The sequence below is a fragment of the Shinella sp. HY16 genome, from assembly GCF_028534175.1.
GTDB lineage: Bacteria > Pseudomonadota > Alphaproteobacteria > Rhizobiales > Rhizobiaceae > Shinella.
In genome coordinates, this window is the sequence record NZ_JAHYXL010000010.1 from 20853 (window position 1) to 45980 (window position 25128).

Annotated in this window: 24 protein-coding genes and 6 pseudogenes; 5 read left to right on the forward strand and 25 right to left on the reverse strand. The window is 58.9% G+C overall.

The annotated features are described in order from the left end of the window. Positions 1-289 precede the first annotated feature (289 nt). The 9 genes from K0P03_RS34940 to K0P03_RS34980 form a co-directional block, all read right to left on the reverse strand. Complete coding sequence (locus tag K0P03_RS34940) at positions 290-1210, reverse strand: LysR family transcriptional regulator (RefSeq protein WP_003501100.1); 921 nt, start codon at positions 1208-1210, stop codon at positions 290-292. Positions 1211-1222: 12 nt separating this feature from the next. Next, entirely contained in the window at positions 1223-2221 is a 999-nt protein-coding gene (locus K0P03_RS34945; protein ID WP_003501101.1) for a phosphonate dehydrogenase, read from the reverse strand. 13 nt (positions 2222-2234) lie between these two features. Beyond that, positions 2235-3041 (reverse strand): phosphonate ABC transporter, permease protein PhnE, encoded by an 807-nt coding sequence (gene phnE, locus K0P03_RS34950; RefSeq protein ID WP_006473411.1) that lies wholly within the window; start codon positions 3039-3041, stop codon positions 2235-2237. 70 nt (positions 3042-3111) lie between these two features. Then, on the reverse strand, positions 3112-3960 hold the full coding sequence (phnD, locus tag K0P03_RS34955; protein WP_046802286.1) for a phosphate/phosphite/phosphonate ABC transporter substrate-binding protein: 849 nt from the start codon (positions 3958-3960) through the stop codon (positions 3112-3114). After that, entirely contained in the window at positions 3957-4766 is an 810-nt protein-coding gene (gene phnC / locus K0P03_RS34960; protein ID WP_006473175.1) for a phosphonate ABC transporter ATP-binding protein, read from the reverse strand. The genes phnD and phnC overlap by 4 nt, the downstream gene beginning before the upstream one ends. Before the next feature lie 208 nt (positions 4767-4974). Then, positions 4975-5268: an IS66 family insertion sequence element accessory protein TnpB gene (gene tnpB / locus K0P03_RS35760; protein WP_080600525.1), complete on the reverse strand. Its 294-nt coding sequence runs from the start codon at positions 5266-5268 to the stop codon at positions 4975-4977. A gap of 167 nt (positions 5269-5435) precedes the next feature. Next, the gene (locus K0P03_RS34970) at positions 5436-5657 is read right to left on the reverse strand and encodes a hypothetical protein (RefSeq protein WP_272792216.1); all 222 of its coding nucleotides are present in this window, start codon (positions 5655-5657) and stop codon (positions 5436-5438) included. After that, positions 5644-7311 (reverse strand): type IV secretory system conjugative DNA transfer family protein, encoded by a 1668-nt coding sequence (locus tag K0P03_RS34975; protein ID WP_272792217.1) that lies wholly within the window; start codon positions 7309-7311, stop codon positions 5644-5646. Before K0P03_RS34975 ends, K0P03_RS34970 begins: the two co-directional genes overlap by 14 nt. Further along, entirely contained in the window at positions 7308-7610 is a 303-nt protein-coding gene (locus K0P03_RS34980; protein WP_130520845.1) for a mobilization protein, read from the reverse strand. The genes K0P03_RS34975 and K0P03_RS34980 overlap by 4 nt, the downstream gene beginning before the upstream one ends. Positions 7611-7879: 269 nt before the next feature. Between K0P03_RS34980 and traA the strand changes: the two genes are divergently transcribed. Beyond that, entirely contained in the window at positions 7880-11605 is a 3726-nt protein-coding gene (gene traA, locus K0P03_RS34985) for a Ti-type conjugative transfer relaxase TraA (RefSeq protein ID WP_272792218.1), read from the forward strand. A gap of 27 nt (positions 11606-11632) precedes the next feature. On the opposite strand, the gene K0P03_RS34990 is transcribed toward traA, so the two are convergent. Further along, complete coding sequence (locus K0P03_RS34990; protein ID WP_272792219.1) at positions 11633-12262, reverse strand: hypothetical protein; 630 nt, start codon at positions 12260-12262, stop codon at positions 11633-11635. A gap of 145 nt (positions 12263-12407) precedes the next feature. Here K0P03_RS34990 and K0P03_RS34995 point away from each other — a divergent pair, with 145 nt between their 5' ends. Further along, complete coding sequence (locus K0P03_RS34995; RefSeq protein WP_272792220.1) at positions 12408-12638, forward strand: helix-turn-helix domain-containing protein; 231 nt, start codon at positions 12408-12410, stop codon at positions 12636-12638. A gap of 330 nt (positions 12639-12968) precedes the next feature. Here the strand turns inward: K0P03_RS34995 and K0P03_RS35000 are convergent, their stop codons facing one another. The 3 genes and pseudogenes from K0P03_RS35000 to K0P03_RS35010 all read right to left on the reverse strand — a co-directional run. Next, the gene (locus tag K0P03_RS35000) at positions 12969-13355 is read right to left on the reverse strand and encodes a type II toxin-antitoxin system VapC family toxin (RefSeq protein ID WP_272792221.1); all 387 of its coding nucleotides are present in this window, start codon (positions 13353-13355) and stop codon (positions 12969-12971) included. After that, the gene (locus K0P03_RS35005) at positions 13355-13609 is read right to left on the reverse strand and encodes a type II toxin-antitoxin system VapB family antitoxin (protein WP_050746849.1); all 255 of its coding nucleotides are present in this window, start codon (positions 13607-13609) and stop codon (positions 13355-13357) included. The genes K0P03_RS35000 and K0P03_RS35005 overlap by 1 nt, the downstream gene beginning before the upstream one ends. Before the next feature lie 133 nt (positions 13610-13742). Beyond that, positions 13743-14110: pseudogene (locus K0P03_RS35010) on the reverse strand (integrase); the annotation flags it as partial. Between the two features lie 563 nt (positions 14111-14673). Between K0P03_RS35010 and K0P03_RS35015 the strand changes: the two are divergent. Next, positions 14674-15768 carry a nucleotidyltransferase family protein gene (locus K0P03_RS35015; RefSeq protein WP_272792222.1) on the forward strand — a complete coding sequence of 365 codons (1095 nt, stop codon included), beginning with the start codon at positions 14674-14676 and terminating at the stop codon, positions 15766-15768. Positions 15769-15985: 217 nt separating this feature from the next. On the opposite strand, the pseudogene K0P03_RS35020 reads toward K0P03_RS35015, so the two are convergent. The 8 genes and pseudogenes from K0P03_RS35020 to K0P03_RS35050 all read right to left on the reverse strand — a co-directional run. After that, a pseudogene (locus K0P03_RS35020) lies at positions 15986-16162 on the reverse strand (integrase); the annotation flags it as partial. Positions 16163-16164: 2 nt separating this feature from the next. Continuing rightward, positions 16165-16551 carry a type II toxin-antitoxin system VapC family toxin gene (locus K0P03_RS35025; RefSeq protein WP_272792223.1) on the reverse strand — a complete coding sequence of 129 codons (387 nt, stop codon included), beginning with the start codon at positions 16549-16551 and terminating at the stop codon, positions 16165-16167. Further along, positions 16551-16808: a type II toxin-antitoxin system VapB family antitoxin gene (locus tag K0P03_RS35030; protein WP_023516401.1), complete on the reverse strand. Its 258-nt coding sequence runs from the start codon at positions 16806-16808 to the stop codon at positions 16551-16553. Before K0P03_RS35030 ends, K0P03_RS35025 begins: the two co-directional genes overlap by 1 nt. Positions 16809-16964: 156 nt before the next feature. After that, entirely contained in the window at positions 16965-17387 is a 423-nt protein-coding gene (locus K0P03_RS35035) for a type II toxin-antitoxin system VapC family toxin (protein WP_272792224.1), read from the reverse strand. Then, positions 17384-17593, reverse strand: a pseudogene (locus K0P03_RS35650) (type II toxin-antitoxin system prevent-host-death family antitoxin); the annotation flags it as partial. The gene K0P03_RS35035 and the pseudogene K0P03_RS35650, both read right to left, overlap by 4 nt. 58 nt (positions 17594-17651) lie before the next feature. Further along, positions 17652-17908, reverse strand: a pseudogene (locus tag K0P03_RS35040) (IS6 family transposase); the annotation flags it as partial. Positions 17909-17968: 60 nt separating this feature from the next. Then, positions 17969-18371: pseudogene (locus K0P03_RS35045) on the reverse strand (type II toxin-antitoxin system VapC family toxin). Continuing rightward, entirely contained in the window at positions 18368-18640 is a 273-nt protein-coding gene (locus K0P03_RS35050) for an antitoxin (RefSeq protein ID WP_272792225.1), read from the reverse strand. Before K0P03_RS35050 ends, K0P03_RS35045 begins: the two are co-directional and overlap by 4 nt. Positions 18641-18927: 287 nt before the next feature. Between K0P03_RS35050 and tnpC the strand changes: the two are divergent. Both tnpC and K0P03_RS35060 read left to right on the forward strand, forming a co-directional pair. Next, positions 18928-19701: pseudogene (gene tnpC / locus K0P03_RS35055) on the forward strand (IS66 family transposase); the annotation flags it as partial. A 337-nt stretch (positions 19702-20038) separates the two neighbouring features. Continuing rightward, complete coding sequence (locus K0P03_RS35060) at positions 20039-20983, forward strand: M10 family metallopeptidase C-terminal domain-containing protein (protein WP_272792226.1); 945 nt, start codon at positions 20039-20041, stop codon at positions 20981-20983. Positions 20984-21377: 394 nt separating this feature from the next. Here K0P03_RS35060 and K0P03_RS35065 read toward each other — a convergent pair whose 3' ends face one another. The 4 genes from K0P03_RS35065 to K0P03_RS35080 all read right to left on the reverse strand — a co-directional run bounded on the left by K0P03_RS35065 (position 21378) and on the right by K0P03_RS35080 (position 25124). Further along, positions 21378-22097 (reverse strand): ABC transporter permease, encoded by a 720-nt coding sequence (locus K0P03_RS35065; RefSeq protein WP_272792227.1) that lies wholly within the window; start codon positions 22095-22097, stop codon positions 21378-21380. Positions 22098-22099: 2 nt separating this feature from the next. Further along, positions 22100-22810, reverse strand: a complete 711-nt coding sequence (locus K0P03_RS35070) for an ABC transporter permease (protein ID WP_272792228.1) — start codon at positions 22808-22810, stop codon at positions 22100-22102. A 6-nt stretch (positions 22811-22816) separates the two neighbouring features. Beyond that, positions 22817-23647, reverse strand: a complete 831-nt coding sequence (locus K0P03_RS35075) for a transporter substrate-binding domain-containing protein (protein WP_272792229.1) — start codon at positions 23645-23647, stop codon at positions 22817-22819. 64 nt (positions 23648-23711) lie between these two features. Then, positions 23712-25124 carry a M20 family metallopeptidase gene (locus tag K0P03_RS35080; protein ID WP_272792230.1) on the reverse strand — a complete coding sequence of 471 codons (1413 nt, stop codon included), beginning with the start codon at positions 25122-25124 and terminating at the stop codon, positions 23712-23714. Between the last annotated feature and the right edge of the window lie 4 nt (positions 25125-25128).

The following is a 25128-nucleotide window of genomic DNA, read 5'->3' on the forward strand; positions in this document are numbered from 1 at the left end:
CTATAACAGTTTTGAGAAGATTCCATCGCGCCATTCAAGGGGCGTGACGGCATGCGCTATGGCATGCTCAAAAACCCTCGTTTATGACAAACGATCCATGGAAACCAACTATGTGTCTGACGGCCGAATATTCGCGACATGGAGCAGGGAACCTTACGCATCGAAAATCGGGCGGTCCCCGATCTTGTCCCCCTTGTATGGGATACTCCGGGAATTGAGGCGGCGATACCAAAGGATGCGGTCGGCCAGGCCGTTACCATGTTCGAGCCGCAGGAATGCGCCAACTACTTCAAATCTTGCGGATATGACCCCGAGTAATGTGGACGTGCTCTAGGTCACCCAGAGGGGCGCTCGCATCGAGTATAACCTTAAGCGCGATTGCTTCCGGTGAACCATCCTCCATATGTACGGGATGTACAGCCCACACAGACTTTTCGAGAACCACATTCTCAACAGAAACCTCATAAAGCCTACCCGACGCGAGCTCATCGAGGACAGTGCTCCTCATCACGATCGAAATGCCGAGACCAGCTCGAACTGCATGCTTCACAGCCTCAGTGCTCCCGACATTGAATGAGATTGGGAATTGCTCTGCCGCTTGGCCGAAGGCCTCGCGGAGCACGGATCCGGTACCGGTTCCACGTTCTCCGCCAATGAGGGACTCTTGAAATAACTCTGCCGCTTCAATTGTTTTTCGCGTCCTCCAATTATGCTGTGGGGATACGATTATTACCAGCTTTTCCTTCCGCCAAAGGCGGGCTTGATATCCTTTTCGATCGTCCCACCATTCGGTAAAGGCTAGATCAATCTCCTTCCTCAAGAGCTTTTCGATGATTTCAGGATTTGAGGCAACGGCCACCTCAGGTGGCCGGCCTTGAGCATCCTGTAAACGCTTCAAGTGGACTGGCAAAATATAGGTACCGATGTTAGTACTGGCACCCAACGTAATCCGGCCGCTGTGCAGGCGGTCCAGAGATCTCTTCGTGACGGTCAAAAGGCTGCGTGCGAATGGCAAGAATACGAGCCCTTGCCGAGTCGGCACACACTTGTCCTTCCTCCTCTCGACCAGCCGCACCCCTAGTATATCCTCCAATCGTTTCACATTATGTGAGACAGTCGGTTGGGATATCTGAAGCCGTCGCGACGCCTCGTGAAAGCTGCCAGTTTCGATTACCTCTATGAATGCTGCGACATGCGAAAGGCTAAACATTACTTTCTCTAATCAAGGAATTAGTTGAACCTCGTTAATTGCCGCACGAGGTCTTCGGCCTTGGACAAAATCTATAATGTTGTCAGCAGCCTCGTGCTCGATAGCCAAACGCGACTTCGCCACTGCTGAGCCTATGTGGGGTGTCAAGATCGAATCATGTTCGCGATTGAGGAGACCCCCGTGGACCTTGTCAGGCCGGTCGGGTCTGGCCCAGTCCTCCATCTCATAAACATCAGCGGCGTAGCCTCCCAAGCGCCCCGCCTGCAATGCAGCGACAACAGCCTCTTCATCAACCACGCTTCCGCGTGCAGGATTAATAAGAAGTGCTCCTTTGGGCATTTTGGCGAGTTGTTCAGCGCCGAGGAGATGCTTCGTTTCGGCCGAAAGCGGGAGTGCACACACAAGAAAGGTAGACGACGAGATCAACTGGTCAAATTCAAGAGGCTTTACGTTCAGTCTGATCTCATCGGCTTTGTCCAGGGATTGACGATCCCAGTACGACACAATGGCGCCGAAGGTACTTAGGCGCTGTGCTATAGCTTTTCCGATCGCTCCCATCCCTAAAATGCCGATTGCTGTGCCCTGCAGCCCAAGGCCGTAAAACCGAGGGCGCCAACCTTTGTAATCCCTCCTGACGCTCTTGTCGCCTGGCAGAATGTGCCGCCCAAGAGCAATCATCAGACCGATTGTAAGTTCGGCTGTCGGGTCAGTGAGAAGATCGGACACTATCGTGACGTGGACTCCACGCTGCGTGCAGGCTTCGATGTCGAAGTTATCGAAGCCTTTCAGCGCACATGCCACAAGTTGAAGATCGGGAGCGTGCGCGAGTACAGACGCGTCGATCATGTCCGGCATGAACGCCATCATCGCCTTGGCGTCGCTCAATTCTGCGAGCAGTTTCTCGCGGGGCCATGTATCATCAGTATCGTTGCAAACTAAACGAGCGTGGGGAGATAGCTTTGAGATAATCTCCTCGTGGACGCGATGGGTGATTACTACCTTTGGGAGCATTTAATTTATCCTTCTATTGCAGCTGGCGGCGGAGGAGAGCGCCGACCTGGTCAACGATGGTGACCATCAGAAGGACAACGAGCATGATCGCAAGAACCTCCTGATAATTCATGATCCGGAGGGATGTCATCAACTCGAAACCGATACCACCAGCTCCCACAGTGCCCAGGATTGTCGAGGCGCGGAAGTTGTACTCCCACCGATAGATGGTCACATCGGCCAATTGCGGTAGAACTTGTGGCAAGATCGCCCGCGTCACGATCTGGAACGGCGACGCACCAGCTGCGCGTGCGGCTTCTATAGGCGCATTATCGCAATGCTCGATCGCCTCCGCAAAGAACTTGCCCACCATGCCAACCGAGTGAAGACCAAGAGCCAGCACGCCTGGGAGCGCTCCAAATCCCACTGCCGCCACGAAGACGATGCCCATAATCAGCTCCGGGATCGACCGTAGACCATTCAACAATCCACGCGAGATCATATAGATGACAGCGTTGGGTGCTGTTTTCCCTGAGGCGAAAAAGCCAACTGGAAGTGATATCAGTACCGCGATCGCAGTCCCAGCTATACTCATCGCCAGAGTGTCGATGAGAGGGCTGATCCACTCCAAGCCTCGGTTGAAATCCGGGGGAAACATTTCCGTACCGAGCTGCCAGAGCGCAGGAAACCCAGATCCCAGACGCTCCAGATCAAGAAGACCGGAGTGATAACTGCTAACAATGATCACACACGCAATTGCCAACGCGATCACGCCAGCTCTGGTCCAAGCTTTGTTTTGATGTTGAAGGATAGAGTCGTAGTCGGCCGACGGCTGTGTCATCACATATCCTGGAAGAAAGGACGCAGGCCAGCGCCTGCGTCGAAAGGTGAGAAACTGTCTCGAACGCGCCTTACTGACTCAGGTCCAAGTTCAGCACTTTACCGAGCTCACGGACGACGTCGTAGGCTTTGTCATCGATCGGAGCGAACCCATCGGCTTTGAAGGATGCCAATACCTTTTCGTCTTTAAGGTCGATGAAGGCTTTGGTGATCGCCTCTTTCAACGAAGTGTCAAGATCCGACCGCATGGTCCAGGGGTACTGCGGGAACGGATCGGACTCGGCGAGGGCGATAACTTTCTTAGGATCAATGGTGCCACGAGCGACCATTGAATTGTAGATGGGCAACGAAAGTCCGCCAATCTGAGCATTGCCATTCTGCACTGCAATAGCCACGGCATCATGCGACCCTACGAAGTTCTCGCTATAGTCTTTTCCAGCCTCAACTCCGGCCTTAAGCAGCATAGATTTCGGGATAAGGTGGCTTGAGGTGGAAGCCACGTCCCCAAACGCGACCTTTTTCCCTTTTGCATCTTCAAGGCTTTCGATGCCAGCCTCTGCATTGGCGACAACTACAGCGCGATAGGTAGTTTCGCCATCCTTCATAACTGCTGCGAAAGGCTCGATATCAGCCTTGGTTTTCGCGAGCGTGTAAGAGAGCGGCCCGAAATAAGCCAACTCAAGCCGGCCGAAACGCATCGCTTCGATCATTGACGAGTAGTCGGTCGTTACGATCAGTTCAATCTCCCGACCGAGTGTCTTCTCAAGATACTCCTCGAGAGGACGATTGTTTTTGATGACAGTGGCGGCGTTCTCGTCCGGTAGCAACGCGACGCGCAATGTCTCTGGATTTGAGCCAGCATGCGCCAACGAACTCCAGCCAAGAACGGCGAGGAATGCGAGGGACAGAAGCTTCTTCATAATGCGGCCTCCATGGCAGCTAAAGGTTGATCATACTCGTAGTTGGACAAATCTTGTGTTGTGGTCGGATTTCTTGGGGCGCTGCGGTAGATCGACGCACACATTTGATCGGTCAGTTCGTCGACAGCGGCGTCCGCAACCACTTCCCCGTCGCGCATAGCAATGACCCGGTCGCCGAACCGGCGAGCTAGATCGATCTGATGAAGGCTGATCACAGCAGTGATGCCGTCGGCTGTGCATATTTCGCGAAGCTGCGACAGGACCTCGACAGCCGTTTCAGGGTCCAGACTTGCAACGGGCTCATCTGCAAGGACCAGTTGGGGCTTCTGGACCAGCGCGCGCGCAATGCCCACCCGTTGCTGCTGACCGCCGGATAGTTGATCCGCCCTGACGAGAGCCTTATCAAGAAGGCCTACGCGTTCAAGGCATTCCAACCCCAGCCTTCGATCCGAACGCGGCATAGGGAACAACGTACGCCAGCCAGAGTGGTAGCCCAGGCGGCCCGTCATGACGTTGTCGAGCGCGCTCAAGCGCCCTATGAGTTGGTGCTGCTGGAATATCATCCCAGTTCGCCTTCGGTGAATGCGAAGCTTAGTTTCCGCATCCAGAGCACCAATATCGTTAGAAGTGATCGAACCAGACGTCGGCGCAACCAAGCCGTTGAGTGTCCGGATGAGGGTAGATTTGCCTGCGCCGGATCTACCGAGGAGCACGACGAACTGACCCTGGTTGAACGTCAATGTCGTTGTCTTCAAAGCTTGGGTGCCGTTGGCATAGGTCACGGCAACTCCGTTCAGAGCCAGCATCACAATAATCCTGATCGTTAGTGGTGCATCGATTGAATATTTGCATCACTATGGGCGACATATGACGTCCGTTTATCAGGCTCGTGAAACTTCAATGACAGCACTTAAACTCAGCTCTACCTCCTCGCGTAGCTGCGATGGAGAAATTTCACCCAGAGCCGCCTGATCATGACGGCCCGGTCCCAATTCTACACCACCTTGACGGATGCTATCCCATATTCGGCCAGATAAACCGGCCCTTCTCCAGCCGCCGGGTAAAAAGGCAGGCGCCCAGACCATCATGCCAGATGATCTTCAAAATATCCGATCTGCGGCCCCTGAAGACGAAGAGATGCCCTGACAACGGATCATGCTGCAGAACCTCCTGCACCCGAAGCGCCAAGGAGGGAAAGCCACAGCGCATGTCCGTATATCCGCGCCTTCCTGGCGGGCACCCTTGATCCCGAATATTCCCGTCAGCTGACCGAGCAACTACGACAGGCAGGCGTCCCGGTTTGACCATGCCGTCGCTGGCAATTAATCTGAGCACGTGGCGGATGTTTGCAAGCAGACCCGGATGTTTGCGAGCACATTGGCAAAGAGCGTGAGCACGACGCCCGCTCCATTGTCAGATAATTCGAGCAGAAAATGCCGATGTTTGCGAGCAGAGGCGCTTATGTTGGCAAGCCGCTACACATAGTCGGAAAGGTAGCCGCTCTTGCGATCTTCGACCCAATCGCCGCGCGCATAGGAGCCGAACAGGATCAGCTTGAGGATACGGCCACGCCTGGCCTTTTCGGAGAGCTTGGTTTTCAGGGACTCGTCAAATTCCTCGAACAGGATTTGCGCCGCGCGCTCCAGCTCGCGGCGTTTCCTGTCCGGCAGATGGGTGAGGCGGTCAGGCAGCGTCATAGAGCCCCCTGAATTCCGGATCAGCGTAATAGGCGAGCTTGCCGGCGACGATGGGCCGTTGGCCGGCGAGAAACAGCAGTTCGAGATTTTCGGGCAGGTTGCGAACTTCGTCCGGCGTGAGCAGCGCGCGGGCTATGTGCTGCTCGCCGAAGGTGATGCGGCTTTCTGCGGCATCGAGGGCGCGGCTCATGGTCTGGAATACGACCGTCTCCTGTCCGAGCAGATCGGAAATCAGGCGGGCGCTGTCGTGATCGTTGACGCCGAAGACCTGAAGGACGCCGGCGTTCGACAGGAAGGTGCCGGCGCGCTGGCCGTAGGTGGCGCGGAGCTGGTGAACGTCCTGCAGTATGGGCCAGAGCTGGACGCCATAGCCGGCCATAAGGCCCATGGCGCGCTCGACGGGAGCGAGGTGGCCAAGCGCGGTGAACTCATCGAGCAGATAGAGGACCGGGGCGGCCGGCTTGGCGGGATCGCGCGCCATGTCGGTGAGGCTTTGTGCGACGAGCAGGCGCAGCCATCGGGAATAGGTGGCGAGGCGATCGGGCGGCAGGACGAGGAAGACGGAGGCGTTGCGGTGCTTGAGATCGGCAAAGCGGAAATCCGATCGGCCGAGGACGGCCACCATGCGCGGCGAGTCGAGGAAATGGGTATGGCGCTGCGCGGCCGAGAGAACGCCGGCGGCTTCCCGGTCGGATTTGCCGAGGTGGCGATTTGCGGCGCGGGCGACCAGGCCGGCGGCGGCGGTTGACGCCTGCATGTCCTTCAGGAGCGCGGCGAAGGTTTCGGGGGCGAGGGTGAGGTGGTCGCGCAGGGTGGGGAGGTTTCGCCTGTCGCGCGGTTCGCTGGCAGCGATATGGAGGATCAGGCCGGCAATGAGCGCCTTGGCCTCCTCGTTCCAATGCGCCTCACCGGCCATGCCGGGTTCATCGAACACAAGGGCGTCGGCCAGGGTGCTTGCGTCTTCCGCGACATCGAGGCCGGCTGGGTCGAGGGCGTCGAGCGGATTGAAGGCGGCCGAGGGCCTGCCGGTGACGGCGAAGGGATCGAGCACATGGACCGGCCCGAACTGTTCGCGCGCGCGGCCGGCGATCTTGGCATTTTCGCCCTTGGGGTCGATGCAGATCACGGAGCGGTCGGTGGTGATGAGGTTCGGGATGATGGTCCCCACACCCTTGCCGGTGCGCGTCGGTGCCATGGTCAGCAGATGGGCCGGGCCGGAATATCGCAGCAGGCGCTTTGATTTGGAATCGCGGCCGATCAGCAGGCCGGTATCGGCGCGGGCCAGCGGTGCCATTTCCTTGCCCGTGGCAAAACGGGCCGAACCATGGGTGTTGCCTTCCACGTCCCCGAAATTGAGGATCATCGGGGCGGTGATGAGGCGGAAGGCGGTGGCGGCCATGATGAGCAGTGTGACGCCATCCCAGGCAATGACTGGAATGGAGCCGGGGCCGAAGCCGCCGAAGTCGCGAAGGACCATGCGCCCGCCCAGTCCGACCACGAACAGGATGACGAAGAGAATGAAGAAACTTTGCAGCAGCGGTTTCCAGACGCGGAACGGCATGGCGAGCAGAGACAGGAACGCCCACAACGGATTGCGAAGAGCGGCCCATAGCATGTTCTTGAATGCGGCCCACGCAAGTCCCGTCTGGCTCATGAGGGCGTCTCCCCGTTGTTGCCTGCGGGTTCCGCCTTGGGTGCGGCGGCGAGCAGATCGGCAAAAAGTTCCTTGTCGCCGTCGCGGGTCAGGAAGCCGGGCAGTTCTCGGCGCAGCCATTCGCCCAGGTCGCGCGAGAATTGATCCGGGTCACCTTCCAGGCGGTGCAGGACGAACGCACCGAGCAGCACTTTGCGGCGCGTGTCGTTGGCGCGTTCCTGCTTCGATAGACGGGCCTTCAATGTGGCGCGCTGTGCATCCAGTTCGGCCAATCTTTGTTCGATCGTCTTGCGCGCCATCGCATCACCTCTGTCTCAACTCAGCGCCGAGACTATCATTTCTCACGATCATTTCCAGATATTGCCTGTTCCGATTGAACATCTCCCGGAATTGCAGCACAATCCGACTATCAATTAACTGCATCAGCGTTAACTCAAGCGCCACACCGAGCAACGAAAGAGCGTAGCGATTCCCTTAAGAAGGGCGCACTTACGAGTTGGTACGCAACTCAGCGCGCCGCCAGCTTGGAGGCTGGCGGGAAAATTGGAAACAGGATCGAGGAAACAGGTTGGCGATCTACCATTTGAGCATGAAGCCAGTTTCGCGGGCGAGCGGTCGTAGCGCCGTCGCCTCTATGGCTTATCGTGCCGGGGAGAAGCTGACCAACGAGCGCGACGGGATCACGCATGACTACACGGCAAAGCAGGGCGTAGAATATGCGGAGATCGTCTTGCCGGAAGGCGTCGAGGCGGATTGGGCGCGGGATCGGTCGGACTTGTGGAACGCCGCGGAGTTTGCCGAGAAGCGGAAGGACGCTCGCGTTGCGCGGGAGTTCGAGATCGCCTTGCCGCATGAGCTTTCGGCCGAGCAGCGGCTGGAGGCGGCGCGGGGGTTCGCGCAGGAATTGGCAAACCGTTATGGCGCGGCGGTGGATTTTGCGATCCATGCGCCGCATGACGCCAGCGACGTTCGCAATCATCATGCGCATGTGATGATGACGACGCGGCAGGTTGGTGAGAGCGGTCTAGGCGAGAAGACCTATCTTGAGCGCGAAAACAAATGGCTGTTGTCGAACGACCTGCCAACGACTGACATACAGCTTCGTGACCTTCGCCAGCGTTGGGAGGGGATTGCCAACGAGCATCTTGCGCGGGCCGGTCTTGATATCCGGATCGATCATCGCTCGCATATGGAGCGCGGGCTTGAGATCGAGCCGACGGAGCATATGGGCGTCCATGCCACGCAGATGCAGCGCAAGGGCATGGACGTATCGCGCACACGCATTGACGAGGACGCGGCGCGGCGCAATGCGGAGCTGATCCGGGAGAAGCCGGAACAGGTTTTGACCCTCATCACCGGCGAAAAGAGCGTGTTCGATCGGCACGACGTTGCGCGGGCGCTGCATCGCTACATCAACGACGACCCGCAGGAGTTCCAGAGCGCCTTTGCGAAGGTGATGGCCTCGCCGGCGCTGGTGGAGTTGCAGGCCGAGCGCGCGGACCCGGTAACGGGCGAAATCGAGCTTGCGCGCTATTCGACCCGCGAAATGGTCGAGATCGAAACCGGTATGATCGAGAGCGCGCAGCGGATGCACGGTGCGCATGGTCATGACGTCGATCGCCGGCATGTCGAGCGGGCGATAGAGCGGCAGGACGCCTCCATTCAGCGCAGCGCCGGCGATGCTTCCGCCCGGCTGTCCGACGAGCAGCGCCGGGCGATCGAGCATATCACCGGGCTGGAGCGGATCGCGGCCGTTGTCGGTTATGCCGGCGCTGGCAAGTCCACCATGCTCGCCGCCGCGCGCGAGGCGTGGGAGGCCGAGGGCTATCAGGTCCACGGCGCGGCGTTGTCGGGCAAGGCGGCCGAGGGCTTGGAGGAAAGTTCTGGCATCCAGAGCCGTACCCTCGCGTCATGGTCCTGCGGTTGGGAGAACGACCGCGGCACGATCGGCCGCGGCGACGTGTTCGTGATCGACGAGGCCGGCATGGTCGGGAGCCGGCAGCTCGCCCGCTTTGTTGGCGAGGCCGAGGCGCGCGGGGCGAAGATCGTCCTTGTAGGCGACCATGAGCAGTTGCAGGCGATCGGCGCCGGCGCACCGTTCCGGGCGATCACGGAGGAAATCGGCCATGCCGAGCTGTCCGAGATTCGCCGGCAGCGCGTGGACTGGCAGCGGGAGGCTTCCGTTGACTTTGCCACCCACCGGACGGCCGAGGGGCTGGCCGCCTATCGGGATCGCGGCAATATCAGCTTTGCCGAAACCGGCGAGGACGCGCGTGGCCAGATCGTGCGTGATTACCTTGCCGATCGTGAAGAGCGTCCGGACGGCACCCGGGTTGCCATGGCGCATCGCCGGGTCGATGTTCGTGCCATCAATGACGCGATCCGGACGGAGTTACAGGACCGGGGTGAGCTCGCGCGGGCTGACGTAGGCGGCGAGGGCAAGAACGTCGGTGCGCTGGTCTTCCAGACCAATGACGGGAGGCGCGAGTTCGCGTCGGGCGACCGCATCGTATTCCTGGAGAACAATCGCGACCTTGGTGTGAAGAACGGGATGCTTGGCACGGTTGAGAGCGTCGAGCCTGATCGATTTGGTGCCGGCCCCATGATCGTGGTGCAGCTCGACGGCGGCCGGGAGCGTAGTGTGTCTGTGCCGGTGGGCGACTATCAGGCGATCGACCACGGCTATGCGACGACGATCCACAAGAACCAGGGCGCGACGGTCGATCGGTCCTATGTGTTGGCGTCGGGGACGATGGACCGGCATCTGGCCTATGTCGCCATGACCCGGCATCGCGACGGGGTGCAACTCTATGCTGCCCAGGACGAGTTCGCCAATGCTAGCCAAATGGTGGCTTCGGGCCGCCTGGTCGAGCATGGTGTTGCGCCCTACGATCACCAGCCAGGCAAGGGCGACAGCTATTTCGTGGTGCTGGAAAACGACAAGGGCGAACGCCGCACCGTTTGGAGCGTAGATCTTGCGCGGGCCATGAAGGAGGCCGCGCCTGACATCGGGGAGATGATCGGCCTTCAGCATCTAGGCTCCACCCCCGTCATTTTGCGCGATGGCACGCAAACGCATCGGAACACATGGAAGGTTCAGAATGCCGGCGAGCTGGCCTATGACCAGCTTGAGCATCGCCTGTCGCGGTCGGGTGTGAAGGAAACCGCGCTCGACTATACCAAGGACTTTGCCGAACGGCGGGGGATCGCAGCCGACCAGGGGATTGCGGAACAAATGGGCGTCCGCAGTGAGGTCGACGTTTGGGCCGATCGTGCTGCTGGGCTGCGGGCGAAAAAAGAACCGGAGACGTCCTGGAAGCAGGGGATGAAAGCTGGCGCAGATCTCGGGCAGGACCCCCATTTGGAGCCTCGGGGAGATTTAGCCCATAATCGTGGAGAAGTCCGCCCGGACGGCCGAGAAGGGGGGGAGGAGGGCGAGCGGCGGATAGACTGGCGGGAAATCATGTCACCGGTAGCCGCCGGTGCACAGCAGGGCCGCGATCACCAGGCGCAGGGGCTTGGGTCGAGCAAGGCCGGTACCCCCGAGCCTCTGGTGCCGGCGATCACGCGCCACGATCGCAGCATTGAAGACGTCGCGCGCGAAAAGGCCATGCCCATTATCGAGCAAAGGTTTGAAGTCGTGGAGTCGATTGTGCGCGATGTGTTCCGTGATCCGGCCGAAGTTGCAAGGCGCCTGCGCGCTGCCGTCACAGAGAAAGAGGGTAACGGCAAGGTGATGGCGAAGGCCATGGCCGAGCAACCGGAACGGTTTGGGGAACTGCGCGGAAAGTCCGGTCTGTTGGGGGACAACAAGGAGCGGAAAGCCGCGCTGCATTATGCCAAGGCAGCTTCTGCCCATATCGGCTATGCCTCCGAGGCTTGGGAGCGCCGGCTTGGGGAAGAACGGGCCTCCGAGCAGTGGCAGCGCGAAAAGCGCGATGTGGTCGAGGTTCTTGGCCTTACGTCTCGCAGTGCCGAAATTCTCGATCGGGTGGACAAGGCGCCCATTGGCAAGCGCAGCCAGCTCATTGATGAGCTACGTTCGACGCCGGAGGGCAAGGCCGCGCTCGAAGAGGCCAGGCGGGTTGCCGAGGCGCTCAAGCACCGGTTTGGTTATTCTGATCCTCGAAACTTTGCCAAGGAGCTTGAACAGCGCCCAGAGCTTGTGACGCGAGCCGAGCAGATCAAGTCTGTAGCCCGAGTGGTCGAACGCACGAGGATGGCTGAGTTGAGCCACGATCACGCCCTGAAACTGCAGCTTTCCCAGTCCAAAGGGCTTGGATTAAGCAGATAGGAGTGTCGGGCGTTTCTGAAATGAAACTCAGGTGCCGATCCGCATCAAATCAGCGAGGATCGAGCGCAGCATTGGTACTGGGGTGTCGGTCATGAAGGCATTTGGGTCTTGCATTTCGATCATGGAATGCAGTTTGGCCACTACGCCATCAAGGGAATTGGCGGAACTCTGCCATAGAGCTTCCGCCAATTCCCATTCTAATCTGTCCGCTATCACCTCCTCTTCGCAAGCTTGAATGTATCCGAGCTCCCACCTTGTAATGTTCCATTCGTGTTGGAGAGACCGTAGCTGCTCGACGGCAGTGTTTCTGGCCTCAACGGTCTCTGCTCCCGGAAGAGCTTGCTCGATCTCCTCAACAGAGGAGACGAAGAGAGGCATTTCCTCACCAGGAATATGCATCGCAACCAAGGGCTTGTCCGTAACCTCCGAGAGCTTTGCTTCGAGCTGCCGTTGGAGTGCGGTCAACTCACACCGCCGCTGATGGGCACTGTTCCACTTGCGCCAAAGAGCGAGAAGAGAGGCGTCGCTTTCCGGAGGGGTGCGGGGCGTGCCAGATGCCTGCTTTGTTGCAGCGGCCATGAAGAACGCTGCCCCAGCCGAAAGTATGTTTCGGCGGGTTTTAAAAGGCAAAATTCTGCTATTCTCGGAATCAGCCATGATCCGAGCTCCTACTAGCTTGGTTGCGGAAAGACGACTGTGGTTCTTTATACCAGAAGCGTCTTTGGGAGTTCTAATTCGTAACGTGGATACGATAATCAAGGATGCTGCATTTTTCAACAATTAATCGTATCGGCGTTACGAAATGATGCCGGTTCAGTGTAAGATGGCGCGTGTGGCACTGGGTTGGGGCACACGCGATCTGGCCAGATCTGCTGGCGTATCGCCTGATACCGTAGCCAGGCTGGAGCGAGGCGAGCGCTTACGAGACTCCACCATGATCGTCATCCAGTCAGTCTTCGAAAAGGCCGGTATAGAATTTATCCCAGAAAATGGTGGGGGTGTCGGCGTCCGGCTGAAAAAGCCAATGCCTTAATTGGTGCAGTTTTGGACTGGAGTGTAACCGTGCCGATCACACCGGCACAAACGGACGGAGTGTGTGGGGAGGGCGATCAGTGGTGCGCCTCCCTATCGCGTTCATTTTTGCCAATAGCCTCCGCATGGACCGCTCGGCAGGGAAGAGCTTTATTATTACCAGGTATTGCTAAGTGATAAGAGGCTCTGGATATGGCGACGTCCCTCAAGATTGATGATGGCTTCGATGTAGCCTCGAGCGCGCTCAGTCAAGACCTGCAGCTAGGCGGCATGGGAGGAGGAGACGCGAGCGCCGACAGATCCTCCTCCGCAGCGATTTCACCGTGATGGGTCATGCCGCCTGGATATCGGTTTGTTTGAAATCGTTGCCTTTGTAGAGCAGTGGCTCCCCCGACAAGGTCGCCAGCGCATAGGAGAAGCAGTCCCCATAGTTCAAGCTTGCGGGATGACGGCCCTTACCATAGCGGCGCCAGGCCCTGCGAGCTTGATCGGAATGCTCTGCCGTTACTGCCACGACCTCGATCTCGGCCTTATGCAGCCAAAGATCGAGCTCGGCTCCGCCCGCCTCGCCGAAACGGCCCTCTAGCACCATCGCGGCTTCGAGGAGGGTCGCAGCCGAAATCAGTCGAATGGAGTCGTCTGCGATGCGATTCCGATAGGACGCAGCATCGGGTTCATTAAAGAAGATTGCCACGATTGCAGAGGTATCGATCACCATCAGGTTGGGAGCCCATTTTCGTCGTAGCCGATGATGTCATCGGGGCTTCGGTGATCAAGGACAGGCAGGGCGCTTAAGCGGCGCTGCATTGCTTCCATGTCCTCGATCAAGGCTGCTTTCTTCGCTTGCAACCCGGTCCGTTTGAGGCGCTCCTCGAGCGCACGCCGCGTTGCGATAGTAATGGTCTCGCCGGTTCGCGCAGCGAGTGCGCGTGCGAGTTTCTCCGTCTCCGGATCTTTGATACTAAGTGCCATCGCAGGTATCCAGGCTCCTTCTTATATATAATCCACCTATAGCGTGAATAGTGCCGAAATTCCAGAACTCCGGGATCTTGGGTTCTCGCGCTCCTCAGCTAGCTGCATTTCATGGATCTCTGATTTGTTCGACAGCCGAGGAGGCAAGGCGGGCGCGCAGCAAATGGCCGGCAAAAAGCTGGCCGCGCTCTGCCTCGGAAAGATCGCCAAACATGCCGGCGGCGAGTGCTTCTTTCTTGCGAGCGGGGCAAATTTATCTATGCGCTCCAGTGCTGCGATAGGGCAGGTGACGTCGGACGAGCCACGCAGAGACACCAGCGCGCCGTTGTCGAAAGTTTCGACCCAGCCGCGCCCATCGTCTGTCTGGTCGCGGCCAAGGTCGCGCCCGGTGATCTCCGAGCGACGCAGACCGCCGGCAAAGCCGAGCAACTGCATCATGGCCCGGTCGCGAAGCCCGCGCAACGAACCGCGGGTACCAGAGGCCACAACTTCGGTGAGTTCGAGTTTATCCTCATGTCTAGCAAGATAGATCTCCGACTTGAGCTGCAGGCCTGCAAAATGAACTGCGTCGATCCGCTCGACTGGTTCTCCCACATATTGACCCGCATCCCTCAAGGCTGACCGGCAGCCAAAATCGAAGCGCTTATGCCCCGGAACCTCCGGCCAGACGCCATCGGCTGACCGTTTACGTTCATGTGCATCAGATATTTGCCCGGTCTCTCACGGCTTTGACCTTGAGAGCGGCACAGGGGACCGGGCGACAACCCGAGCAATGTGCATGGTATTGTCCACTGGGGACTTCCCCTTTTTTCAGTTTTGCTATACCGATCTACGAAAAAGGTATAACGGCGTTAAGGCCATCGCGCTTGAAGCGGCAACAAACGAACTTAACGTCTGCCAGCGGAACAAAACGAGGTCCGCTGAAGCTGTTCTCAAGATTGGCGGCTATGTCATTGATGAGGGCCGATACGAATACGCCTCAGGCTACCTCTGCTTAGAAGGCATGGGATTGAACGCTGGGAGAGGTCCAAGGGCAGTCACCCTGTTGGGGAGCATCACTACCGATGAAGAAGATCGATCTCGTCTACCAGACTATGCTTGCGGAATTGGGCCAGCGATCCATGGACGCGGCATGGACAGCCGATTTTCCACCCGAGGGCCGCTTTCAGCGTGTCGTCGTCAAGGAGAGGGCTTATTGGTATTTCGACATCCCGGACGGCTCCGGCGGCAAGTCCCGGCGATACGTCGGCCCTGCTGATGATACGGAGATCACGCAGCGTGTCGAAACCCACCAACAACAGAAAGACGATCTCATCGCTCGGAGGCGCATGGCTAGCACGCTGACACGCGACGGCGGCATGGTCGCCCCTGACGCGATGTCCGGCAACCTCGTCGAGGCACTCGCGGCCAGGGGCCTCTTCCGGCTCCGCTGTGTCCTCATCGGGACAGTCGCATTTCAGACCTACGCCGGACTGCTCGGCGTACGCCTGCCCTCGGCATCAGTCCTGACCGGGGATGCGGATATTGCGCAGGACTATGCGATCTCGCAGGAAGTCGAAGACAGCCTCCCCCCGATTGTCGAACTCCTGCAGAGAGTCGATCCCACCTTTCGACCCGTCCCTCATCGATCGGGATCCGTGGCTTCTTCTGCATTCCAAAATTCGACTGGATATCGCGTGGAGTTCCTGACATCGAACCGCGGCTCCGACGACTATATCGACCAGCCATCGAAGATGCCTGCCCTCGGCGGGGCGAGCGCGGATCCGCTTCGCTTCCTCGACTTTCTTATCAGGGAGCCTGTGCGGACAGTCCTGCTTCACAAGAGCGGTGTCCCTGTGACAGTCCCGGATCCGGCGAGATATGCCGTCCATAAGATGATCGTCGCCACGAGACGACGCACCGACGGTATGAGCGCGATCAAGCGGGACAAGGACATCCGACAGGCGGAGATCCTCTTCGAGGCCCTGTTCGAGACACGTAGAGCATCCGATTTCGCCATCGCGTTCGATGAAGCATGGGAGCGCGGCCCGGCCTGGCAAGAAGCCCTACTTCAGGCCGAACGGAGTATGCTATCGAAATCTGGAGCTAGCGCGTTTCGTCAGATCCTTTGGCAGGGGAATCAGGAAATCGGCAAGGAACAGTCTGACGATCCTGTATGAGGAAATAGAAAGAAGAAGGTGTATGCTGCTGCGGCCTACCGCAAGGCGCGCCAGATCTAGTCGACAAGCGCTGGATGACCGGACGACGCCCGGGGCTCTATTCCCTGCTCACCGACCGTCTCGGCAACGAACGTTCAGCACGAGCTACGCGCTTTGATCTCAAGGAGTAGCGTGTCGCAGGTTTCGGAGAGACCGTCCTAAAACGCGATGGGCGTGGGGTTCCATAGGCGCGGCGAGTATTCGCCGAGCTCGCCATTTCGACATAGGTGCGCGCCCGGTCCGCCAATTGCTCGAGGTGCGCCGGCAGGGCAGGGGAGAGGGCATCCACCACGTCGCGCACGATATCGATGATGTCGGGGAGTTCGTCGTCGGCCGAACGTGACTCGCTCGTCATCGTTAGGCAGCCTGAATATCCGTTTTGGAGAAGTCATCGCCGATGAAAAGCAGCGGCTCGTCGCTGCGCTTTGCAAGCGCGTAAGAGAAACAGTCGGCAAAATTCAATCCGGCCGGGTGACGGCCCTTGCCATAGGTGAGCCAAGCCTGTGTCGCCACATCGACCAGATCGGCATCGACCGCAATCACATCGGCCGCGATCTTGGTGAGCCAGAGGTCAATCTCGGCAAGCGCATGTTCGCCACGCCGGCTCACAAGGACCATGCGCGCTTCAAACACGCAGGTTGCGGGAACAAGCCGCACGGTGTCGGCAACTATAGTCCTGCGCAGGGTCTCCGCTTTCGGCTCATTGCGCAGTATCGCGACGATCGCGGAGGTGTCGATCACCATCAGTTCGGAATCCCGTGTTCGTCAAAGCCGACGATCTCCTCATCAGTACGCGTATCGAGCTCGGGCAGTCGCGCCACACGCTCGCTGATTGCGCGGAGTTCTCCGAGAAGGCGGTCCTGTGCGACATCTCCGTGCCCCAGCCGGTGCAGCCGCTCGTTGAGCGCCTGATGAATGGCCGCGGTCTTGGTGATCCCTTGGCGGCGCGCAAGCTCGTCGGCGAGGGCGACGGTCGCCGGGTTCTTGATGTTTAAGGACACGAAAGGCTCCTATAATCTACCATTTTCATGTTTTCTACCATGTCCTTGCGCAACCGTCAATTATGAACGATAAGGCAATCTTATCCATCATAATAGAAGGAGAATGAGAAGTGCGGTTATAGCGTCTTGAGGTGCTTAAAATGCGCTAAGTAAAGATCAGCCCAGCCAAGGGTCGACGATGATTGCGCCTGTGCCCTCGAAATTCTTGACGCTGCGGGTGACGACCGTCAGTCCATGAACAAGGGCTGTAGCCGCAATCAAAGCATCAACTTCATTGCGTCGATCGGGAGTGTGCAGATGGGCGCAACGTGTCGCGACGACATCGTCGATGGCAATGATGCGGCCGGCAAATTCAGGCCGGACATGGTTGTCGAGCCAGGTCCGTAACCGGGCGCCTTGCCGGGCATCGCGCCGCTGTACGCCAAGGATCCCACGTCCAAGCTCCCGAATGGTGATTGCCGAGAGGAAGAAGGAGGCCGCATCTTCCCGGCCAACCCAGGCGACGACATTGGCGTCGGCCTTGCTGTCACCGATCTTGCGCAATTCTGAGACGACATTGGTATCGAGCAGATAGGTCAAGACAAATCCACTGCGCGCAAAATGATCGCGGCGCGCTCGGGCGAGAAATCGATCTCGGAAAACCCGGGCATGGACAGTGTCTCGACCAGGCTGCGGCGCTTGCCGGACAGACGATTGAAGTCATCATAGGTCATCAACACGTGCGAAGGCTTGCCTCGGTCGGTGATGATCACAGGTCCATTTTGCGCCGCTTTCTTGGCGCTACTGGCGGCGACTTTGCACGAGAACGTTCAGGACGAAACCATCCTGATCGACGGCGCGCTAAAGCCAATGCTTCTTGCCACCGAGCGAAACGACGGCTTCATCGAGATACCATTTACCGCCGAGCCGGCCGGACGAACGCCGACGGATTTGGTTGGCGAAGGCGCGTCCGAATTTCCCTGCCACATCCGGACCGTTTGATGCGAGACGATAATCCCTCTCCCTGCCAACATGTCTTCGACCATCCGCAAGCTCAACGGAAAGCGGAAGTAGAGCCAAACCGCGTGGGCGATAATCTCCGCGGTAGAGCGGGTCACGATCGGTCATGGGCTAACATCGGAAGCCAGATTCCGTTAAGTTGACGATGCCGTGGCTTCAGCTTAATCTGCTCGCCTCAGCCAGTTTTCAACTTTGAGACCACGGATCCGGCCTAACTCCCGGATATTGTCCGTCACTAAGATCAAGCCAAGGGAGTAGGCGTGCGCAGCGATCTGCAAGTCGTTTTGACCGATGGTCAGCCCGGCGGCCTCGAGCTCTGCACGAATACCGCTGTATTTCCCGTCCGCAGGTACATCCAGCGGCAGGATAGCGATGGTTTCAAGCAGGCTTGCGACCTTCGCGAGTAGCTTCGGTGATCCCTTTTTGGCGCAGCCGTAACGCAGTTCGGCTGCGACGATCGTGCTGGTACAGATTTGCTGATGCCCTGCACGCTCGATCCGGCGCGCCGTCCGGGTTTCGGATGAGATCACTGATGATGTTGGTATCAAGCATGTAGCCGCTCAAAAGATGTTCTCCGGCGTGACGGGGATGTCATCGATATCCGGAATCTGATCGTCCCCCTCCATCGGAGTTTCCTTCCTCCATTCGGCTAGCAGCTCAACAAGATTGGCCGGCCTGCTCACAGGCTCAATGATGAGCTTTGCGCCTTCGCGATGGATCAGGACGCGATCCCCCGGCAACTCGAACTCGACCGGGATGCGCACTGCCTGGCTGCGGTTGTTGCGGAATAGTTTGGCCTCTTTCGGCTTCGGCGACGTGAATGGAATGGGCATAGCTCGCACCTCCTTTGTATATGCCAGATTTTAAGCGGCGGCAAACCTAGCCGCCGCATCCTCTCTCCTCCTTTCTTCAGCGGATCATCATCCATGAAAATCATCTCCGATTGCAAAGCCCCCATAGACCGATCTACTGGCCCATGTCTCATTGCTGGGGTGGTAGCACATCAATCCCGCTGGAGAATATCGTTGGCCAAAGCCTTGGCGGGAGGATCCACCCCCTCCCGCAAACGACTCCATATATGTTCGTGCCCACGGATTCGCACGCCGCCCACGCTCTAGGTGACGATCAGCCATTCGCTGGGCCTGCGCCACCGGCTGCGGTCTTCTATGCTTCCAGCGACCGACGCGGCGAGCACCCGCAACGGCATCGGGTCGACTTCAGCGGCATCCTTCAGGCTGATTGCTACAACGGCTTCAATCCGCTGTTCGACCGGACGAGGAAGCAGATGCCGGCGACGCCCGCCTTCTGCTTCGCCCATGCGCGCCGGAAGTTCTTCGAACTGGCCGATGTCGCTCGCAATGCCTGGCGCGGCAGGGGTGCCAAACCGATCTCACCGCTCGCGCTTGAGGCCGTCAAGCGCATGGATGCTCTGTTCGCCATCGAGCGCTACATCAACGGCTTCAGCGCGGCCGAGCGGTTGACTGCCCGGCAGGAGAAGAGCAAGCCGCTGCTGAACGATACGGAGGAATGGCTGCGCGCCGAGCGGGCCGGCTTCTCGCGTTCATCCCCGGTGGCCGGGCCGATCGACTATATGCTGTCACGCTGGGCCGATTTTGCCCGCTATGCCGATGACGGGAGGATCTGCATGACGAACAATGCCGCGGAAAGAGCGTTGCGCGGTGTAGCAATCACGAGAAATAGTCTATTCGCCGGCAGCGAAGGTGGTGGACGCACCTGGGCGACACTGGCACCCTGTCTCCAAACCTGCAAAATGAACAGCGTCGATCCGCTCGCCTGGCTCTGCCAAACCTTGACCCGCATCGCTCAGGGCTGGCCCGCGTCTGAAATCGAAGCCCTCATGCCCTGGAACTTCAGGTCCGACGCCATCGGCTAAACGCCTACATTCCAACTGCCGGTGGGTAAGGTGTACCTTTCACACATAATCGATTGCTTCGATGGCGCTCTCCGAGCGCCCTGTTGTGCGATCGCCTCTGTTTTCGTAGCTACGGGTTGCCAAGACCTAAACGCACATTGCAATAGATTTTTAGGAATCGATAGCATCTCATAACGCAAAAATATGGCGTGGTGGCAAATTTAATATTGCCGCAACCGGTAATTCCCATAAACTTCCGGCATAGCAAAAATTTATTGTTGAACACAATCAACTGGATTGACAAGATTGTGTAGGCAGACTGTTGTCCATGTATGCGCTGTTATAACCGGAGAAAGATATGACGACCTTTTCTTACAAGGGCTACCTTTCAACCCACACTTCGAATGGTAATGCCACGAAGCTGAAATCGACCAAGCTCGAAGTGGTAGCCACCGGCAAGGATGCGGTTTTCAGCTACAAGCGGACTGATGGAAAAGAGGGCATTACGATTACCAGCCCTGCCATCGAGTTACGCATAGACGGCAAGGTCTACTCTCCGAAAAAACTCGACGCAGAAATAACGCAAATCTCATGGCGGGATGGAAACGGTACAAAAGGCGTGGCGAACATTCTTGTTGTTGATCTCGGCGATCAGCAGTTCACCATGCAGATATCGGGAAACACCATTCCGACTCTCTCCACCGCCGGAAAGTACAATTCCTTCATAAATTCTATTACCAATGAGAAACCGCTCACGTTCGGGTTTTTCGGCCCCGACGAAAAAATCCCCCTCGATCGGATTATGAAGCCGTCCATCACGGAAAACGACCGCTTTCTTGGGACGAACGGAAAGAACACCTATGATGGTGGCGCAGGGAACGACCAGATTTCCGGTCAAGGCGGCAACGATATTCTGAAAGGCGGCGCTGGAAACGACAAACTCTATGGCGGCGCGGGCCGTGACGAACTCCACGGCGGAGCGGGCAAGGACGTCTTTATCTTCAAATCGATCAAGGACTCCACGATTGCATCGTCGGGACGCGACACGGTCAAGGATTTTTCCGGCAAGCAGGGCGACAAGATCGATCTGAAAGCCATCGATGCGGATACGGCGACCAAAGGAAACCAAACTTTTGAGTTTATCGGAACGAAGGCTTTTTCAGGTGATGCTGGAGAATTGCGCTACATCAAGAAGGGCGGCGATACCATCGTGTTCGCCGACGTAAACGGTGATAAAAAAGCAGATTTCTCAATCCTCATCGACGCAAGTCTGACGCTGAAAGTGACAGACTTTATCCTATAGAGCCAAGGTTGAATAATGGTGTCACCGAAGTATGGTTTGAGAGCCTCTGAGGTGACACGGCGAAAGTGGTCCGGTTTTGCCGTTAGGCCGTGTGGACGAATTTGATCAAGTTATCGGGGCCGAGCACTTTTCTTCAATTGACCTATAGGTATCAATCCGCATTGACATCATCAGGCGAAATGCCCACAGCAGTGTTACTCTGCCCTCGCGCCAGACAGCTTGAGAATGGCATCGCCATTTGCGCTTTCGACAACGATGTGCTCTGGCCGTCGAGTTTGGTGATATCGCGGTCGGCCTCAAAGTTGCTGATCACGTCGTTGCCAGAGCTGGGCAAGCATTGTCACAACCTCGGTGAACATACTGGGTCCGATATTGGAGACCCGTTGCGTTGCGATCAGGCCGTCGATGGCATCATGCGAGCCGGTAATGCCGCGCGCAAGTAGGTTGGAGAAAGCCGGATCTCTAAACGGCGCAGTAGAAAGATCAGAATCATGTTGATCGCCAGATAGACAGCGGCCACCATGCAGAACACTTCAATGACGGCGAAGGTCTGGCTCATCAGATCCTTGGCAACGCCAGTCAACTCCATCACCGTGATGGTGCAGGCAAGCGAGGTGGACTTCAGTGTGACAACGATCTCGTTGCTGTAGGCGGGCAAAGCTCGCCGAAGGGCAATAGGGGCGGTTACGAGCCAAAAGATGCGCAAGCGCGATAGGCCGAGCGCACGTGCGGCCTCAATTACCCCGACGGGAACGGCGGCAAGGCCGCCGCGCATCACTTCCGCCGTATAGGCGCCGCCGCAGATGCTCATGGCAATGACAGCGCAGGCGAAGGGTTCGCGCAATAGCAGCCAGAGCGGGCTTGCGCGCAGCCACGCGAACTGGCTGAGACCGTAGTAGAGCAGGAAGATCTGCACAAGCAGCGGCGTAGAGCGAAAGGCCAGAACATAGCCTTCGGCAAGAACCTGCAGCAACCGGTAGCGCGAGCCACGCGCCCAGGTAGTGAGTGCGGCGAAAACGAAGGCGAGCGGCAGGGTCACGGCGGCTAGCGCCAGCGTTATCCAGATGGCACCGGCAAGCTCGGTCGCGACGTGAAGCGTGGTTTCGAGGTCCATGGTCAGGCCCACCGCAGTCTGTTTTCGACCGCCTTGAATGCGCGTGTGGAGAGCGCGATCAGCACCATGTAGATGATGGCCGCCGCGCCGTAGAAGACGAAGGGCTGCCCCGTGGTGCGCCCGGCAAGGCCGACCACCCGCATCAGCTCCGCCAGCGAGATCACTGAAAGCAGGGTTGTCTCCTTCATGGCGAGGATCCAGACATTGCCGAGACCCGGTAGCGCGAGACGGAACATCTGCGGGATAACCACCGTCCAGAGCCCGGCAAGCGGTCGCAGGCCGAGCGCGGCGAAGGCTTCGAACTGGCCCTGTGGGATCGCGCCATGTGCGCCGCGGAACACTTCGGAACTATAGGCCGCTGCTACGAGGGCAACGGCCATGACACCGACCGTGAAGGCATCGACCTCGATATAGCCAGTATAGCCGAAGCCGCCGGCAACCCACATCAAGGCCCCGTTGGCGCCAAAGAACAGCAGAAAGATGACGAGCAGCGGCGGCACGCCGCGCAGCACCGTCGTATAGAGCGTGGCTGCCCCCGCCAGCCACCGATTTCCGCCGAGCTTGGCGAAGGCCACGGCAAGCCCGAGGGCGATGCCCAGCACATAACCGATGGTGGCGCAGGCGACGGTTACGCCAAGGCCGATGAGGAGCGGTTTCGACCATCCGCCGGGGCCCCATGCGAAGAGATCGGCGAGGGAAGCCCCGGCGTCCATGATGCGTCAGGCTCCGCAGATCTTCGGGTCGGCGGCGACGGAGATGTCGAAGCCGAACCATTTTTCAGAGATGCTCTTGACCTCACCCTCGGCCTTCAGCTTGCACAGCGCGGTGTCCCACGCCTTGCGCAGCGCGTCCTCGTCCTTGCGCATCAGCCCGCCGACGCCCACGCCAAGATATTTGAACTGGCGATAGTCGAGATCGGGCGCGAGGATTTCGATCGGCCGGCCCTGTTCCGTCTTTGTCAGCGCGATCCACGGCGAGCGGCCGGCGAGCGCGGCGTCGATGCGGCCGGCGAGTAGATCGAGATTGAGGCTATCCTGGTTGTCGTAGAGGCGAATGGTCACGTCGCCCTTGAGTTCGTTGTCCATGAACTTCTGGCTCTGTGTGCCCGATTGCACGCCGAGCGTCTTGCCGACGAGCGAGGCCCGCAGCTCATCCCAGTTCGCCTTACCGTTGAGGCCGGCCGCCTTGGGAGCGGCGAAATTGATCGGCAGGTTGGCATAGCTCTGGGTGAAGGACAGGCGCTTCTGCCGTTCCGGCGTGATTGCGATGCCCCCGATGACGATATCGTATTTGCCCTGTTCGAGCGCAGGGATCTGGCCTTCCCAAGGCTGCGTGGTGAAGCGGCACTTGCGCTCCATGCGTTCACAGACGAGCTCCGCCAACTCGATGTCGAAGCCGGTCAGCTTGCCCTCCGGCGTGATTGCGGTCCATGGCAGGTAGCCGCCATCCGTGCCTATACGCACCTCTGCCTGCTCCTCCGCCATAGCCGGCGCTGCGAGCGTCGCGCAGAGCGACAGGATGCCCGACAGCCTTGCCAGTGTCTTGAACATGAAACCCCTCCTCCTTCGTTTGGTGATTAGAGCGTTGCGGTTATTCCTGAAACCCGAAAACGCCCTATCTCTTTGTTGTTGTGAAATTCCGTTCGGGGCCGCCCGGCGTCCCGAGATCCCAGAAGAGGCCAGCCATGATCGCCAGTCCCTCGCTCACAAGCGGCTGGAGGAGGTGCTCGTCCGGCGCATGCTGGGAACATCCGGAATAGGAATGCGGCACCCAGATCGTGGGCATGCCGAGCACGTCGGCGAAACAATCGTTGGGCAGCGAGCCGCCGGCATTGGGCAGGATGGTAGGCGCCTGTCCCGTCGTCTTCTCTACGGAGGCTGCGGCCCAGCGCATCAGCGGATGCTCCGGATCGAGCCGCGTCGCGCCCCAGTCCGATTCCTGTGCCATCGGCACGATCGTAACATTCTCAAAGCCGTGCGCATCGAGATGGGCGCGGATGACGGAAATAAACGTCGCGGGGTCGGTATCGACCGTATAGCGGATCTGCAGCCGCGCCGAAGCGCGCGGCGGGATGGCATTAATCGGCTGTTCCGGCGTGCCGGCGGTCATGGCCAGCACCTCCAGCGCATTCCAGCCGAAAACCCGCTCGGGCTGGCTCAGTCCCGGTTCGCCCCACCAGGGATCCAACGCGGGGCCGTCCTTCTCTGCCTTGAGGTCGATGCGCGACAGCGCCGTGCGCACGCTTGGCGGGATTTCGGCCGGCAGGATGCCACGCACATGAATGCGCCCGGTGTGCGAGATCAGGCTGGCGATGGCATTGGCAAGGATGGCAGCGGGATTGGCGATGAGGCCGCCCCAGTTGCCGGAATGGTGCGCGCCAGCGCGCAGGTCGCAGACGAGATCGAAATCGACCGTGCCGCGCGTGCCGCCATCCAGCGTCGGCCGCTCCATGGCAAGGCGGGGGCCATCGGAGGCAATCAGCCAGTCGGCGGAAAGTTTCTCGCGATGGGCGAGGCACACCTCCCTCAACCCCGCCGAGCCGGTTTCCTCCGAAGTCTCGATAAGCGCGACCGTATTGAAGCCGAGATGGCCGCGGGTCTGCAGCACCGCTTCCAGCGCCAGCATGACGATGGTGTGCTGACCCTTGTTGTCGGCAGTGCCGCGGCCGTAAATGCGTTCACCCTCCACGCTAACATGCCAGGGGTCACGCTCGTTCGCCCAGCGCCCCTCCATGCCGGCGACGACATCACCATGCCCGTAAATGAGCAAAGTCGGCAGATCGTCTCCCTCCTGTCGGCGAGCGATCAGCAGCGGGCCACCGGTAGGGTCAGGGTTCTCGATGATCTCGCTAGCGAAGCCGAGCCCCGCAAAACCCGCCTCGATTTCTCGCAGATAACGGTAGCATTCCGGGCGTCGTTCAGGGTTCTGGCTTTCGGTGGCAATGGCAACCCGGCGGGTCAGATCGGCAAGGAAACGCCCGTTGGAAGCGAAGTCAGTGGCGATGGAGATAGCTTCGTCACGAGGCATAATT

Coding starts and splice junctions, on each gene's coding strand:
- K0P03_RS34940 (WP_003501100.1), bottom strand. CDS start 1,210: ATGTTTAGCCTTTCGCATGTCGCAGCATTCATAGAGGTAATCGAAACT.
- K0P03_RS34945 (WP_003501101.1), bottom strand. CDS start 2,221: ATGCTCCCAAAGGTAGTAATCACCCATCGCGTCCACGAGGAGATTATC.
- phnE (WP_006473411.1), bottom strand. CDS start 3,041: ATGACACAGCCGTCGGCCGACTACGACTCTATCCTTCAACATCAAAAC.
- phnD (WP_046802286.1), bottom strand. CDS start 3,960: ATGAAGAAGCTTCTGTCCCTCGCATTCCTCGCCGTTCTTGGCTGGAGT.
- phnC (WP_006473175.1), bottom strand. CDS start 4,766: ATGCTGGCTCTGAACGGAGTTGCCGTGACCTATGCCAACGGCACCCAA.
- tnpB (WP_080600525.1), bottom strand. CDS start 5,268: ATGGTCAAACCGGGACGCCTGCCTGTCGTAGTTGCTCGGTCAGCTGAC.
- K0P03_RS34970 (WP_272792216.1), bottom strand. CDS start 5,657: ATGACGCTGCCTGACCGCCTCACCCATCTGCCGGACAGGAAACGCCGC.
- K0P03_RS34975 (WP_272792217.1), bottom strand. CDS start 7,311: ATGAGCCAGACGGGACTTGCGTGGGCCGCATTCAAGAACATGCTATGG.
- K0P03_RS34980 (WP_130520845.1), bottom strand. CDS start 7,610: ATGGCGCGCAAGACGATCGAACAAAGATTGGCCGAACTGGATGCACAG.
- K0P03_RS34990 (WP_272792219.1), bottom strand. CDS start 12,262: ATGGCTGATTCCGAGAATAGCAGAATTTTGCCTTTTAAAACCCGCCGA.
- K0P03_RS34995 (WP_272792220.1), top strand. CDS start 12,408: ATGATGCCGGTTCAGTGTAAGATGGCGCGTGTGGCACTGGGTTGGGGC.
- K0P03_RS35000 (WP_272792221.1), bottom strand. CDS start 13,355: ATGGTGATCGATACCTCTGCAATCGTGGCAATCTTCTTTAATGAACCC.
- K0P03_RS35005 (WP_050746849.1), bottom strand. CDS start 13,609: ATGGCACTTAGTATCAAAGATCCGGAGACGGAGAAACTCGCACGCGCA.
- K0P03_RS35015 (WP_272792222.1), top strand. CDS start 14,674: ATGAAGAAGATCGATCTCGTCTACCAGACTATGCTTGCGGAATTGGGC.
- K0P03_RS35025 (WP_272792223.1), bottom strand. CDS start 16,551: ATGGTGATCGACACCTCCGCGATCGTCGCGATACTGCGCAATGAGCCG.
- K0P03_RS35050 (WP_272792225.1), bottom strand. CDS start 18,640: ATGCCCATTCCATTCACGTCGCCGAAGCCGAAAGAGGCCAAACTATTC.
- K0P03_RS35060 (WP_272792226.1), top strand. CDS start 20,039: ATGACGACCTTTTCTTACAAGGGCTACCTTTCAACCCACACTTCGAAT.
- K0P03_RS35065 (WP_272792227.1), bottom strand. CDS start 22,097: ATGGACCTCGAAACCACGCTTCACGTCGCGACCGAGCTTGCCGGTGCC.
- K0P03_RS35070 (WP_272792228.1), bottom strand. CDS start 22,810: ATGGACGCCGGGGCTTCCCTCGCCGATCTCTTCGCATGGGGCCCCGGC.
- K0P03_RS35075 (WP_272792229.1), bottom strand. CDS start 23,647: ATGTTCAAGACACTGGCAAGGCTGTCGGGCATCCTGTCGCTCTGCGCG.
- K0P03_RS35080 (WP_272792230.1), bottom strand. CDS start 25,124: ATGCCTCGTGACGAAGCTATCTCCATCGCCACTGACTTCGCTTCCAAC.